The sequence below is a fragment of the Rhodoferax fermentans genome, assembly GCF_002017865.1.
Classification (GTDB): Bacteria; Pseudomonadota; Gammaproteobacteria; order Burkholderiales; family Burkholderiaceae_C; genus Rhodoferax; species Rhodoferax fermentans.
Genome location: NZ_MTJN01000002.1, coordinates 2,223,199 through 2,236,298, shown reverse-complemented (window position 1 = coordinate 2,236,298; position 13,100 = coordinate 2,223,199). Strand labels below are relative to the sequence as shown.

10 protein-coding genes are annotated in these 13,100 nt (G+C 61.2%); 3 read left to right on the top strand and 7 right to left on the bottom strand.

Annotated elements, in window-relative coordinates; translation table 11 throughout:
* Positions 1-80: 80 nt before the first annotated feature.
* Positions 81-2,300, bottom strand: coding sequence for a heavy metal translocating P-type ATPase (locus RF819_RS10550; protein ID WP_078364948.1), 2,220 nt, complete (start codon positions 2,298-2,300; stop codon positions 81-83).
* A gap of 78 nt (positions 2,301-2,378) precedes the next feature.
* Between RF819_RS10550 and RF819_RS10545 the strand changes: the two genes are divergently transcribed.
* Both RF819_RS10545 and RF819_RS10540 read left to right on the top strand, forming a co-directional pair.
* Positions 2,379-2,576 (top strand): heavy-metal-associated domain-containing protein, encoded by a 198-nt coding sequence (locus RF819_RS10545; RefSeq protein ID WP_078364947.1) that lies wholly within the window; start codon positions 2,379-2,381, stop codon positions 2,574-2,576.
* Between the two features lie 3 nt (positions 2,577-2,579).
* On the top strand, positions 2,580-3,242 hold the full coding sequence (locus RF819_RS10540; protein WP_078364946.1) for a Crp/Fnr family transcriptional regulator: 663 nt from the start codon (positions 2,580-2,582) through the stop codon (positions 3,240-3,242).
* A 44-nt stretch (positions 3,243-3,286) separates the two neighbouring features.
* Here the strand turns inward: RF819_RS10540 and RF819_RS10535 are convergent, their stop codons facing one another.
* Positions 3,287-5,491, bottom strand: a complete 2,205-nt coding sequence (locus tag RF819_RS10535) for an OsmC domain/YcaO domain-containing protein (protein WP_078364945.1) — start codon at positions 5,489-5,491, stop codon at positions 3,287-3,289.
* 371 nt (positions 5,492-5,862) lie between these two features.
* On the opposite strand from RF819_RS10535, the gene RF819_RS10530 reads away from it, so the two are divergent.
* Positions 5,863-6,051, top strand: coding sequence for a YgaP family membrane protein (locus tag RF819_RS10530; protein WP_078364944.1), 189 nt, complete (start codon positions 5,863-5,865; stop codon positions 6,049-6,051).
* Positions 6,052-6,226: 175 nt separating this feature from the next.
* Here RF819_RS10530 and RF819_RS10525 read toward each other — a convergent pair whose 3' ends face one another.
* The 5 genes from RF819_RS10525 to RF819_RS10505 are packed head-to-tail and all read right to left on the bottom strand — an operon-like array spanning position 6,227 to position 13,094.
* Positions 6,227-7,330, bottom strand: coding sequence for a ribonucleotide-diphosphate reductase subunit beta (locus RF819_RS10525; protein WP_078364943.1), 1,104 nt, complete (start codon positions 7,328-7,330; stop codon positions 6,227-6,229).
* A gap of 39 nt (positions 7,331-7,369) precedes the next feature.
* Positions 7,370-8,044: an anaerobic ribonucleoside-triphosphate reductase activating protein gene (locus RF819_RS10520; protein ID WP_078364942.1), complete on the bottom strand. Its 675-nt coding sequence runs from the start codon at positions 8,042-8,044 to the stop codon at positions 7,370-7,372.
* Positions 8,037-8,216, bottom strand: a complete 180-nt coding sequence (nrdD, locus tag RF819_RS21905; protein ID WP_078366892.1) for an anaerobic ribonucleoside-triphosphate reductase — start codon at positions 8,214-8,216, stop codon at positions 8,037-8,039. The genes RF819_RS10520 and nrdD overlap by 8 nt, the downstream gene beginning before the upstream one ends.
* Before the next feature lie 31 nt (positions 8,217-8,247).
* On the bottom strand, positions 8,248-10,299 hold the full coding sequence (locus RF819_RS10510; RefSeq protein ID WP_078364941.1) for a ribonucleoside triphosphate reductase: 2,052 nt from the start codon (positions 10,297-10,299) through the stop codon (positions 8,248-8,250).
* Positions 10,296-13,094, bottom strand: coding sequence for a ribonucleoside-diphosphate reductase subunit alpha (locus tag RF819_RS10505; protein WP_078364940.1), 2,799 nt, complete (start codon positions 13,092-13,094; stop codon positions 10,296-10,298). The genes RF819_RS10510 and RF819_RS10505 overlap by 4 nt, the downstream gene beginning before the upstream one ends.
* Positions 13,095-13,100: the final 6 nt, after the last annotated feature.

Sequence of the window (13,100 nt, the reverse complement as noted above, 5' to 3'; positions counted from 1 at the left end):
ATGGCCGCCCCAGGTTCTTGAATGTTACAAAAAAAAGAGCTACCAGCCCTTTATCAATCAGGGCTGGAGGCCATTTTTCCTTATAAGCCCGGGCGCCAGCGCTTGAGCAACAAGGCGTTGGCCATGACACTCACCGAGCTCAGCGCCATGGCGGCACCGGCCATCACCGGGTTCAACACACCGAATGCCGCCAGCGGAATGCCCACCACGTTATACACAAAGGCCCAGAACAGGTTCTGCCGGATCTTGGCCACGGTGCGCCGTGAAATGTCCAGCGCGCTTGCCACCAGTGCCAGGTCACCACGCATCAGGGTGATACCGGCGGCGTGCATCGCCACATCGGTGCCACCACCCGCATTGGCCATGGCCATGCCAACATCGGCAGCGGCCAGCGCCGGGGCGTCGTTGATGCCGTCGCCGACCATCACCACCGTCTGCCCGCCTTGTTTTAATGCGCTGACGTGGGCAGCCTTGTCACCCGGCAACACGTCGCTGATCACCTCATCGGGCGTTAGCCCCACACGCCGTGCCATGGCCTGCGCTGCAACTTGCTGGTCACCCGAGAGCATCATCACCCGGATTCCACGTGCACGCAGGCTGGCGATCGCTGGGGCAGCACTCTCTTTGGGCTCGTCGCCAAATGCCATCAAGGCCAACACTTGCACACCTTCTGAGCCGCGATGGGCCAGCGCCGCCAGCGTGGCACCCGCCGTTTGCAGGCGCGCCACGGCATCGTCCAGTGCGGCCAGTTGACCACCCAAGGAACCGATCCAAGCCAGGTTGCCAATGACATAGTCCTGGTTGTCCACCGTGCCTTGTAAACCTTTGCCGGGGGTGGAGAGCACCTGGCTGACCTCGGGCAAGCTGATGTGTCGCTCAGCCGCTGCGGCCACCACCGCACGCGCCAGCGGGTGGCTGCTGCCGCTCTGAATCGCAGCGGCCACGGCCAGCCAGCGGGCTTCATCCTGCCCCGGCAGCACCACAAAGTCGGTCAAACGCGCCTGGCCCACGGTCAGCGTGCCGGTTTTGTCAAACACCACCACCTGGGCTTTGTGGGCCAACTCCAGCGCCTGGGCGTCCTTGATCAAAATGCCATGCTGCGCCGCTACGCCGGTGCCCGCCATGATCGCCACCGGTGTGGCCAGGCCCAGCGCGCAGGGGCAGGCAATCACCAGCACCGTCACCGCGTTGATCAGCGCCACATCAAACGCATGGCCGGTGAACCACCAGCCCAGCAGCGTGGCCAACGCCAACACCAGCACCACCGGTACAAACACCGCACTGACCTGGTCGACCAGCCGCTGGATCGGCGCCTTGCCGGCTTGGGCGTCTTCTACCAGCGTGATGATGTGGGCCAGCACCGTATCCACCCCCACCGCCTTGACGGTGATCACCAGCCGCCCATCGCCATTGAGCGTGCCACCGGTGATCGGGTCACCTTCTTTCTTGGCCACCGGCAAGGGTTCGCCGGTGAGCATCGACTCGTCGACCTGGCTCTGCCCTTCCAACACCAGGCCATCCACCGCAAACCGTTCACCGGGGCGCACCACCAGCCGGTCACCGGCCAGCAGCTCGTCCACCGGCACATCCATCTCACCGTCCAGCCCCAGCAGATGGGCCACATCGGGGCGCAAGGCGTGCAAGGCGCGGATGGCCGAGGTGGTTTGCCGCTTGGCGCGTGCCTCCAGCCATTTGCCGAGCAGCACCAGCGTGATCACCACCGCCGACGCTTCGAAATACAGGTGCGGCATCTCATCCGCAGGCGACTGCAGCCACAACCATACCGACAGCGCCCAGCCCGCCGTGGTGCCCAGTGACACCAGCAAATCCATGTTGCCGCTGCGTGCCAGCAGCGCATGCCAACCCGCTTTGTAAAAACGCGCACCCAGCACAAACTGCACCGGTGTGGCCAGTGCAAACTGCAGCCAGGCGGGCAGCATCCAGTGCTGGCCCAGCAGGTCACCGAGCATGGGCAACATCAGCGGCACCGACAAAACCAGGCCCAGCGCCACCGGGCCAAAACCGGCCCAAGCCGAGTCAGACGGCGCATCGACCGCAGCATTGGCCGCCACCGGCTCGTAACCCGCGTCCCGGATCGCGCGTTTGAGCCGCGCCTCGATCTGCTCGGACGGCGCCACCAGCACCCGCGCCGACTCGGTGGCCAGGTTCACCGCGACCTCGGCCACCCCGGGCACTTTTTTCAGGGCACGTTCGGCCCGGGCCACACACGAGGCGCAGGTCATGCCGTGGATGCCCAGGTCAATACGCAGGGGGGGATTGCCAGAAGTCGGGGTGGTCATGGGGGTACGAGGCTCGAAACAGAAGGAACAGGGTTCACAATAAGTCTTTTGTGATCACCCTATTTTCAGAGGTTTCAAATGAAGTACAGCTTTCACGTCGAAGGAATGACCTGCGAACACTGCGAAAAGGCCGTGGTACGTGCGGTGCGCCAACTGGATAACAACGCCCAGGTGGTGGCTGACCGCTTGCAGAACAAGGTGGAGGTTGAGTCCACGGCCAGTGCGCAGGACATCACCCAGGCCATTGTGGAAGAAGGTTACCAAGTGGTGGCATAAGCCATGGACGCTTTGTGTGACTGGCCGATGGCTGAAGTCACCAGCCTGTATCCCTCACTCAAGGACGTCCAGCCCGGTCTGGCCGAACTGCAAAGCAGCCTGCCACCGATGGTGGTGCCCGCCCACACCGAGTTATTCAGCGAAAACGCCGCCTGCCAGGGTTTCCCACTGGTGCTGGAAGGCGAGATCAAGGTCTCACGCCATTCGGACGATGGCCGCTCGCTGGAGTTATACCGGGTGGTGCCGGGCGAGTTGTGCCTGGTGTCCAGCGCAAGCCTGTTTCGCAGCCAACCGCTGGCCGCCTGTGGCATCACCACCCGGCCCAGTACGTTTTTACTGATTCGCCCGGAGCTGTTCAAACGCTGGATCGAGACTCCGGCTTTTCGCAACGATGTGCTGGGCCTGTTTGCCGAACGCATGGCCGACCTGACCGCGCTGGTGGACGCCGTTGCTTTTCACCGGCTGGACCGGCGCCTGGCGGCAGCCCTGCTCGGGCGCGGCCAACACCTCAACCTGACGCACCAGGCCCTGGCCGACGAGTTGGGCACGGTGCGCGAGATGGTGACCCGCCTGCTGCGCCGTTTTGAGCGCGACGGTTGGGTGGCGCTGGGGCGTGAGCAGATCAGTATCCTCAACAGCGCGGCTTTGCGGGCGTTGGCCAGTTAAATAGGATGGGCCGATTCAGCCGCAGTGCTCAATGACGCAAGGCTTTAGCTGGCCACAGCTGCCGCTTTGGCCCGCGCCGTATGCAGTTTTTTGTAGCTGTCGATCAAGCGGTGGTGCCGCTCAAGCCCCTCTAGCTTGAGGCTGGTTGGGGTCAGGCCGAAGAAACGCACGCTGCCGTCTACGGACCCCAACACCGCGTCCATCCGCTGGTTGCCAAACATTCGGCGGAAATTGACGATGTAATCGTCCAGTTCCAGGTCGTCGTCAAGTTGCACTTCCAGCACCACCTTCAAGGCTTGGTAAAACAGACCTCGCTCGCGCGAGTTGTCGTTGTACTGCAGGAAGGCGCCCACCAACTCGTGCGCTTCTTCCAGCTGCTGCAAGGCGAGATGAATCAGCAGCTTGAGCTCCAGAACGGTCAGCTGGCCCCAGGTCGTGTTTTCGTCAAACTCGATGCCGATCAGTGTGGCGACGTCAGAGTATTCATCCAGCTCGCTGTTGTCCAGCCGCTCCAGCAGCGCTTGCAGGCTCGCGTCGTCCAGCTGGTGCAGGTTCAGGATGTCTTCGCGGAACAAGAGTGCCTTGTTGGTGTTGTCCCAGATCAGATCTTCGACCGGGTACACCTCCGAATAACCGGGCACCAGAATCCGGCAGGCAATGGCGCCCAGCTGGTCATACACCGCGGTGTAGACCTCTTTGCCCATGGCTTCCAGAATGCCGAGCAAGGCTGCGGCTTCCTCGGCATTGGCGTTCTCGCCCTGGCCGGAAAAATCCCATTCGACAAAATCGAAGTCCGGTTTGGCGCTGAAAAAGCGCCACGACACCACACCGCTGGAGTCGATGAAGTGCTCCACAAAGTTGTTGGGTTCGGTCACTGCGTTGCTGGTGAAGGTGGGCTGGGGCAAATCGTTCAGGCCTTCAAAACTGCGGCCCTGCAGCAATTCGGTCAGGCTGCGTTCCAGCGCCACCTCCAGACTCGGGTGCGCGCCAAACGAGGCAAACACACCGCCGGTGCGCGGGTTCATCAAGGTGACGCACATCACCGGGTACACCCCACCCAGCGACGCGTCTTTGACCAGCACCGGAAAGCCTTGCTCTTCCAAGGCTTGGATGCCAGCTTGAATGCCGGGGTATTTGGCCAGCACCTCGGGCGGCACATCCGGCAAGGTGATTTCACCCTCCAGAATTTCGCGTTTGACCGCCCGCTCAAAAATCTCGGACAGGCATTGCACCTGCGCCTCGGCCAGCGTGTTGCCAGCACTCATGCCGTTGCTGACGAACAGGTTTTCGATCAGGTTGGACGGGAAATACACCACCGCGCCGTCGGACTGGCGCACAAAGGGCAGCGAACAAATGCCGCGCTTGACATGGCCGGAGTTGGTGTCGATCAGGTGTGAGCCACGCAATTCACCATCGGGGTTGTAAATCTGCAGGCAGTGGTCGTCCAGAATGCCGGCCGGCAACGCATCTTTGCGGCCAGGCTTGAACCAGCGCTCGTTCGGGTAGTGCACAAACGCCGCGTTGGCGATGTCTTCGCCCCAGAACGACCCGGCGTAGAAGTGGTTGTTGTTCAGGCGCTCGATGTATTCGCCCAAGGCTGACGCCAGCGCACTTTCCTTGGTGGCACCCTTGCCATTGGTGAAACACATCGGCGAGTGTGCATCGCGAATGTGCAGCGACCACACATTGGGAACCAGGTTGCGCCACGAAGCGATTTCAATCTTGATGCCCAGGTTGGCCAAAACGCCCGACATGTTGGCGATGGTTTGTTCCAAAGGCAGGTCCTTGCCCGCAATATAGGTTTGGGTCTCAGAAGTCGGTTTCAAGGTCAGCAAGGACTGCGCGTCGGCGTCCAGGTTCTCGACCTCTTCGATCACAAATTCGGGCCCGGTTTGCACCACTTTTTTGACCGTGCAACGCTCAATGGAACGCAAAATGCCCAGCCGGTCTTTGTCGGAAATATCCGCTGGCAACTCAACCTGGATCTTGAACGTCTGCTGGTAGCGGTTTTCCGGATCCACGATGTTGTTTTGCGACAGGCGGATGTTCTCGGTGGGGATGTTGCGCGTGTCGCAGTACAACTTCACGAAGTAAGCCGCACACAAGGCCGATGACGCCAGAAAATAATCGAACGGGCCCGGCGCCGAGCCATCGCCCTTGTAACGAATCGGCTGATCGGCGATGACCGTGAAGTCATCGAACTTGGCCTCAAGACGAAGTTTGTCGAGAAAGTTGACCTTAATTTCCATGGAGGAGTTCCAAAATAGTGCTCAGGATGATGATGGTGCCGGCCCTGTGAAGGGTGAAACCCTCATGGCGAGGGCCGCTCGGACCACGGGCGAAACGGACTGCGCGGAAATCTGCCGGTCTCTGCAATAACGCGACGCCAACCACTGTTCCAAGGTTTTTGCGCCCTTGCTTGCGTTGCAGCCAATGCAGCAAAGTGCGATATTGTCTCGCGTGACAATTTTCGCATCGTTGGCGATATGTTTCCACGTGAATTGGCCACTGCAGCTGGATACCTTTGGGTGACCTGAGTCACAGACCTTAGGCAGGGTGCACGCGTGTAATCAACACATCGTCCCTCCCCTGGGCTGTGTTTTTTTACCAAGGAGTTGTCATGAAATCCAATGTTGGCGGTATCGACCGCATTTTGCGTATTGTTCTGGGTCTGGTGCTGATTGGCCTGACGCTGACCGGCACCATTGGTGTCTGGGGCTGGATTGGTGTGGTGCCGCTGGCCACCGGCTTCATGAGTTTTTGCCCGCTGTACCCGTTGCTGGGCATCAACACCTGCCCGAAGAAGTGAGTGGCTGAGCCCGTCCGCAGCGGGCTCCCTCTCAAGAAAAAGCAAGCCTGCCGGGCTCACCACGCGGCAGGCTTGTTTGTATATTTTTAATAGCTATCTTCCCTTATTGAATAAGGGCTAGAGCTCATTTGTTACATATTTCAGGAACACATCAACGCTTCTGCCAGCACAAGGCTCATTCCCAGGCCAGTGCACCCCCGGTCTGGTACTCGGTGACCCGGGTCTCGAAGAAGTTTTTCTCCTTGCGCAGGTTGGCCTGCTCGTCGAGCCAGGGCAACACATTGGCGGCGCCGGGGAAAGGTTCCGCCACACCGAGCTGGCGTGCGCGTCGGTTGGCGATGAAGCGGAACTGCTGCACATGCAGTTCGGCGTTGTAGCCCAGGATCGGGTCACGCAGGATGTAGCTGGCGTAGGCCTGCTCGGTGGCCTCGGCCTCGTCCCACAGCTCGCGTAGCGCGGCCGGGTCGAGCGTGAGCTCTTCCTCCTTGAGCAGCTCGCGGATCACGCGGATGCCAAAGGCGCAGTGCATCACCTCGTCACGCATGATGTACTGCAGCTGCTCGGCCGTGCCCTTCATCAGGCCACGCCGTTGCAGCGCAAAGATCGGGCTGAAGCCGTTGTAGAACCAGCAGCCCTCAAAAATCACCGCAAAGAAGAAGTAGGACAGCGCAAACTCGTGCAGGTTGGCGCGGTCGCTCAGGTCAAAGTCCGAACGCATCACCCGCTCGAGCCGCCGGTTGGCCAGCGCGATCTTGCCGTGGATCTCGGGCACCACGCGGTAGCGGTTGTAGATCTCCTGCTGGTCCAGGCCGATGCTCTCGATGCAATGCTGGTAGGTCCAGGTATGCAGGGCCTCCTCATACACCTGGCGCGCCTGGTAGATCTGTAATTCGGGCGCGCTCATCTTCTCCATCACCGCCAGGCCGATGTTGCGCATGGCCAGGATGTCCGAGGTGGTCAGATAAGCCAGCACGTTCTCGAACACATGGCGCTCGGGCTGGCTGAGTTTGTGGTGGTAGTCGTGCACGTCCTGCGACATGCTGATCTCCAGCGGGGTCCAGTGGTTGCGGTTGGCCTTGAGGAAATACTCCCAAGCCCAGTTGTATTTGAAGGGCGCCAGCTGGTTGATGTCGGCCTTGCCGTTGACCACGCGTTTGTCGGCGGCGTTGATCGGGGCCAGGGCGGGGCGAGCCGGAGCTGTGCCGGGTGCTGGGTTGGCCACCTGTGGTGCGGGCTGCTCCCAGTCGTTGAACAAGGTCTCGTGTTGTGGTGCGCTCATAGGGCGGTTGTCTTTCTGTATCTGAAATGGGTCAATGGCTCAGGCCGGACGTCGTTCGACCTGAGGTAAATGTTGTGCTGCTGCGTTGACCAGGGCTGTGGGCACAGACGCCGCCTGGCCTTCGCGGCGGCAGGCCTGCAGCACCAGCCGGGTGGCACCGAGCTCAGCCAACTTGCGTGCCAGGCGTGACAGCGCATCTGCATCCAGCAGATCGGTATCGACGGTGCAACGCAGCTCGTGGTCAATGCCGGACTTGAGCACCAGGGACAGTGAAGCCCGTGCAGCGTCTGCACCGCCAGCGCGGGTGATCTGGTGGTAGTCCTCAAACGGTCCTTTGATGTCCAGGCCAACCCAATCCAGCCGGGGCAATACGGCAGCCAGGCGTTCTGGGTAGATGCCTGCCGTATGCAGGCCAACGGCAAACCCGAGCTGACGGACATCTGTCAGCGCCCGTGCCAGGCCGCGCTGCAGCAAAGGCTCTCCGCCGCTGAACACCACACCATCGAGCAGGCCGCGTCGGCTGGAGAGCCAGTTGCAAAGCTCGGACCAGCGGCGCGGCGCGTGGGTCCGAGCTGGCTGCAGGTGGGCGTTGTGGCAATACGTGCAGCGCCAGGGGCAGCCCTGGCAGAACACCACGGCAGCGAGTCGGCCCGGGAAATCGATGGTGGTGAAAGGGGTCAGCCCAGCCACCACCAGTCGGCTGTCATCAAGCACGGGGCTCGCAGGCCATGGGTGCCTCCACAAAGTGCACGCGTTCTTGGTGTTCAGCCTGTTTGCCCTGGTTGAACTCGGACACCGGGCGGTGGTAACCCATGACGCGGGTCCACACCTCGCAACGCTGGCGTTCGTGGTCCTGGAGCGGCTGTTGTTGGGGATGGGTATTCATGTGCTTGTCTTTCATATTGGTTGGAAACAGCTCAATGGGCCACACCACGCTGGGCCAGGATCTCTTCGTCACACTTGGGGCAAAAAGCGTGTTCACCGTCCAGGTACCCATGTTTGGGACAGATCGAGAAAGTGGGTGTGATCGTGATGTAGGGCAGTCGAAACCGTGACAGCGCCGTGCGCACCAGTTGCCTGCAGGCAGCCGGGGATGAGATGCGCTCACGCATGTAGAGATGCAATACCGTGCCGCCGGTATACCGTGTCTGCAACGCATCTTGCCGACTCAGTGCCTCAAACGGATCGTCGGTGAAACCCACCGGCAATTGTGAGGAGTTGGTGTAGTACGGTGCTTCTGGTGTGCCCGCCTGCACAATTTTGGGCCAGCGTTTTTGATCAACCCGCGCGAAGCGGTAGGTGGTGCCTTCGGCCGGCGTGGCCTCCAGGTTATAGAGGTTGCCGGTTTCTTCCTGGTACTGGCGCATGCGCTCGCGCAGGTGGTCCAGCAGGCGCAGTGCCAGGGCGTGGCCCTCCGGGTGGGTGATGTCGGCTGCACCGTCGGTGAAGTTGCGCACCATCTCGTTGATGCCATTGACGCCCAGGGTCGAAAAGTGATTGCGCAAGGTGCCCAGGTATCGCTTGGTGTAAGGAAAGAGGCCTCCATCCATCAGCCTCTGCACCACTTTGCGCTTGATTTCCAGGCTGTCGCGTGCCATGTCGGCCAGGCGGTCAAGACGTGCCATCAGCGCAGTCTCGTCACCTGCATGCAGATACCCCAAGCGCGCGCAGTTGATCGTCACCACACCGATGGAGCCGGTTTGTTCGGCCGAACCAAACAAGCCGTTGCCCCGTTTGAGCAACTCACGCAAATCGAGTTGCAGTCGGCAGCACATGGATCGGACATGGTTGGGTTGCATGTCCGAGTTGAGGAAGTTCTGGAAATAAGGCAAGCCGTATTTGGCTGTCATCGCAAACAGGTGGTCGGCGTTCTCTGATTCCCAGGGGAAGTCTTCGGTGATGTTGTAGGTCGGAATCGGGAAGGTGAAGGCCCGGCCACGGCGGTCGCCCGCACTCATGACTTCGATGTAGGCGCGGTTGATCAGGTCCATCTCGGCCTGCAGCTCACCGTAAGTGAAGGGCATTTCCAGACCGCCAATCACCGGCACCTGGGCGCGCAGGTCCTCGGGGCAAACCCAGTCAAAAGTCAGGTTGGTGAACGGTGTCTGTGTGCCCCAGCGCGAGGGTACGTTGAGGTTGTAAATGAACTCCTGCAGGCCCTGGCGCACCGCGTCATAGTCCAGCCCATCGCGGCGCACATAAGGTGCCAGGTAGGTGTCAAAGGAACTGAAGGCCTGCGCACCGGCCCATTCGTTTTGCAGGGTGCCGAGGAAGTTCACCATCTGCCCCAAGGCACTTGAGAAATGGCGCGGCGGATCAGCCTCAGGCTTGCCCGCCACCCCGTTGAAGCCCTCGAACAGCACCTGGCGCAGCGACCAGCCAGCGCAGTAGCCACTTAGCATGTCCAAGTCATGGATATGGATGTCGGCGTCGCGATGCGCCTGACCAATCTCTGGAGGATAGACGTGCGACAGCCAGTAATTGGCCACCACTTTGCCGGAGACGTTGAGGATCAACCCGCCCAGGGAATAACCTTGATTGGCATTGGCACGCACCCGCCAATCGGCCCGGTCCACATACTCATCGATGCTAGCCGCCACATCCACCAGGGTGCGCTTGTCTTCCCGCAGGCGGCGGTGCTGGTCGCGGTAGGCCACGTAGGCTCGGAAGGTCTGCAGATGATTGGCGTCCACCAGCATGTGTTCCACCATGTCTTGCACCTGCTCGACGCTGGGGACCGAGCTGGCATAACGATGGCGGATCACCTTGAGCACCCTATCGGTCAGCAGCAAGGCCTGCGCTGCATCGTATTCGCCACTGGCGGCACCCGCACGTGCCAAGGCCGAGGCGATGCGTTCACTCTCGAAGGGCACATCCACACCATCGCGGCGAAGAATGCGGTGCGGCAATGTGGGCAAGCTGGTGGTCTGGAAGGTGCGTTCAGGTGTCAACAGGTCAGGGGTACTCATTGGCAGGCCTCACAGTCGGGGTTGTCGATGCTGCAGAACTTGGCTTCGCTTTCGGGCGCAGCCTCGTCGCGGCCACTGGCCTTCTCGGCCTGGCTGGCGCCCAGGGTGCGCAGGTAATACGTGGTCTTGAGGCCACGCTTCCAGGCCAGCTTGTAGATGTCGTCGAGTTTTTTGCCCGAGGGTGTGGCCAGGTAGAGGTTGAGTGACTGGGCCTGGTCGATCCACTTCTGGCGCCGGGCAGCGGCCTCGATCAGCCATACCGGGTCGATTTCGAAGGCGGTGGCATAACGTGCCTTGAGTTCGTCCGGCACACGCTCAATCGGCCCGAGTGAACCATCAAAGTACTTGAGGTCAGCCACCATCACCTCGTCCCACAGGCCGATATCTTTGAGGTCGCGCACCAGCGCCTCGTTGACCACGGTGAACTCACCCGACAGGTTGGACTTGACGTACAGGTTCTGATAGGTTGGCTCGATGCTGGCCGAGACACCCACGATGTTGGAGATGGTGGCCGTCGGTGCAATGGCCACGCAGTTGGAGTTGCGCATGCCGTGGCGGGCAATCTGATCCCTGAGTGCGGCCCAGTCCAGGCGGGCGCTGCGGTCCACCTCCAGATGCCCGCCCCGACCTTCCTCCAGCAAACGGATCGAGTCCAGCGGCAGGATGCCCTGGTCCCACAAGCTGCCGGTGAAGCTCGAATACCGGCCCCGCTCACGCGCCAACTCACTCGACGCCCAATAGGCTTGGTAACAGACGGCTTCCATGGTCCGGTCGGCAAACTCGACCGCTTCGGCTGAGGCATAGGGCAGGCCCAGCGCATACAGGCAATCGGCAAAACCCATGATGCCCAGGCCCACCGGGCGGTGCCGCAGGTTGGCGTTGCGTGCTTTGGGTGTGGCGTAGAAGTTGATGTCCACCACGTTGTCGAGCATGCGCAAGGCAGTGTTCACGGTGCGGGCCAGCTTGTCCTGGTCCAGCTGGCCGTCTTTCAAGTGCGCCAGCAGATTGACCGAACCGAGGTTGCACACCGCAGTTTCCGAGTCCGAGGTGTTCAGTGTGATTTCGGTGCACAGGTTGCTTGAATGCACCACACCCACATGTTGTTGTGGTGAGCGTAGGTTGCAGGCGTCCTTGAAGGTGATCCAGGGGTGGCCTGTTTCGAACAACATCGTCAACATCTTGCGCCACAGCTGCACTGCGGGGACTTGTTTGTGCAGCTTGATCTGCCCGGCGGCGGCCTGCGCTTCGTAGGCCAGATACGCGGTCTCGAAAGCGGTACCAAACTTCTCATGCAAATCGGGCACGTCGACTGGTGAGAACAGTGTCCATTCGCGGTTGTCAATGACGCGTTTCATGAACAGGTCGGGAATCCAGTTGGCGGTGTTCATGTCGTGCGTGCGGCGGCGTTCGTCACCGGTGTTCTTGCGCAGGTCCAGGAACTCCTCGATGTCCAGATGCCAGGTCTCCAGATAGGCGCACACCGCGCCCTTGCGTTTGCCACCCTGGTTCACCGCCACTGCCGTGTCGTTGACCACCTTGAGGAAAGGAATGACGCCCTGGCTCTGGCCGTTGGTGCCCTTGATGCGGCTGCCCAGCGAACGCACCGGGGTCCAGTCGTTGCCCAGGCCGCCTGCGTATTTCTGCAGCAGGGCGTTTTCCTTGATGCTCTGGTAGATGCCTTCGAGATCGTCTGCCACCGTGGTCAGGTAACACGAGGACAGTTGTGAATGCAATGTGCCGCTGTTGAACAGGGTCGGTGTGGAACACATGAAGTCGAAGCTGGAGATCAGGTCGTAGAACGCGATGGCGCGCGCTTCGCGGTCGATCTCGTTCAAGGCCAGGCCCATCGCCACCCGCATGAAGAAGATCTGCGGCAACTCGATGCGCCGCCCCTCGATGTGCAGGAAATAACGGTCGTACAAGGTCTGCAGGCCAAGGTAGCCAAACAACAGGTCGCGCTCGGGTTTCAAGGCTGCTGCCAGGCGTGGCAGGTCAAAGGTGGCCAGGCGCGGGTCAAGCAAGTCGGCAGCGATGCCTTGCTGGATGAAGTCACGGAGATAGTCAGCCTGCACACTGGCCAGTTCATCGAGTGTCACCGGGCGGCCCAGCACCTCGCGGCCCAGGCTGGCCAGCAGCAGCCGGGCGGTGACCTGGTTGTAGGCGGGTTCGCGTTCGATCAGCATCCGCGCGGCCAGGATCAGCGCCTGGTAGACGTCGGCCAAGGGCACACCGTCGTAGAGGTTCTTCAGAGCGTGTTCGTAGATGGCTTGAGCCGACACCAGTTCACCCAATCCGGCGCAGGCGGCTTCGCAGTTTCTCAGCAGCAGCGTCTGGTCCAGCGGCTTGCGCACCCCACCGTCCAGCACGTGCAATGCCACCTGTTGACTGGTCTGGGTTCGGCTGGCCGCCCGTTCGGCGGTGCGGCGTTCGCGGTACAACACATAGGCCCGCGCCACGTCATGTTCACCTGAACGCATCAGCGCCAGTTCGACCTGGTCCTGGATGTCTTCGATGTGCAAGGTGCCGCCATCGGGCGAGCGCCGGGTCAGGGCCTGGACCACGGTCTGGGTCAGGCGGGCCACCACTTCGCGCACCCGCGAGGACACCGCGCTGTGGCTGCCTTCAACGGCGAGAAAAGCCTTGGTCAGTGCCAGGGCGATTTTGTCGGCATCAAAAGCGACCACGGTGCCGTTGCGCCGGATGACCTGAAAGGACGCGGATGCAGCGAAATGCGTGGCCGCCGAGACGGTGTGAGGATTGGATGGGGCAGGGGATAACACGGCAACTCTCCACATTGGGGG

Bases quoted from the DNA above. Each gene is read 5' to 3' on its own strand.
- RF819_RS10550 (WP_078364948.1), bottom strand. From the start codon at position 2,300: ATGACCACCCCGACTTCTGGCAATCCCCCCCTGCGTATTGACCTGGGC.
- RF819_RS10545 (WP_078364947.1), top strand. From the start codon at position 2,379: ATGAAGTACAGCTTTCACGTCGAAGGAATGACCTGCGAACACTGCGAA.
- RF819_RS10540 (WP_078364946.1), top strand. From the start codon at position 2,580: ATGGACGCTTTGTGTGACTGGCCGATGGCTGAAGTCACCAGCCTGTAT.
- RF819_RS10535 (WP_078364945.1), bottom strand. From the start codon at position 5,491: ATGGAAATTAAGGTCAACTTTCTCGACAAACTTCGTCTTGAGGCCAAG.
- RF819_RS10530 (WP_078364944.1), top strand. From the start codon at position 5,863: ATGAAATCCAATGTTGGCGGTATCGACCGCATTTTGCGTATTGTTCTG.
- RF819_RS10525 (WP_078364943.1), bottom strand. From the start codon at position 7,330: ATGAGCGCACCACAACACGAGACCTTGTTCAACGACTGGGAGCAGCCC.
- nrdD (WP_078366892.1), bottom strand. From the start codon at position 8,216: ATGAATACCCATCCCCAACAACAGCCGCTCCAGGACCACGAACGCCAG.
- RF819_RS10510 (WP_078364941.1), bottom strand. From the start codon at position 10,299: ATGAGTACCCCTGACCTGTTGACACCTGAACGCACCTTCCAGACCACC.
- RF819_RS10505 (WP_078364940.1), bottom strand. From the start codon at position 13,094: ATGTGGAGAGTTGCCGTGTTATCCCCTGCCCCATCCAATCCTCACACC.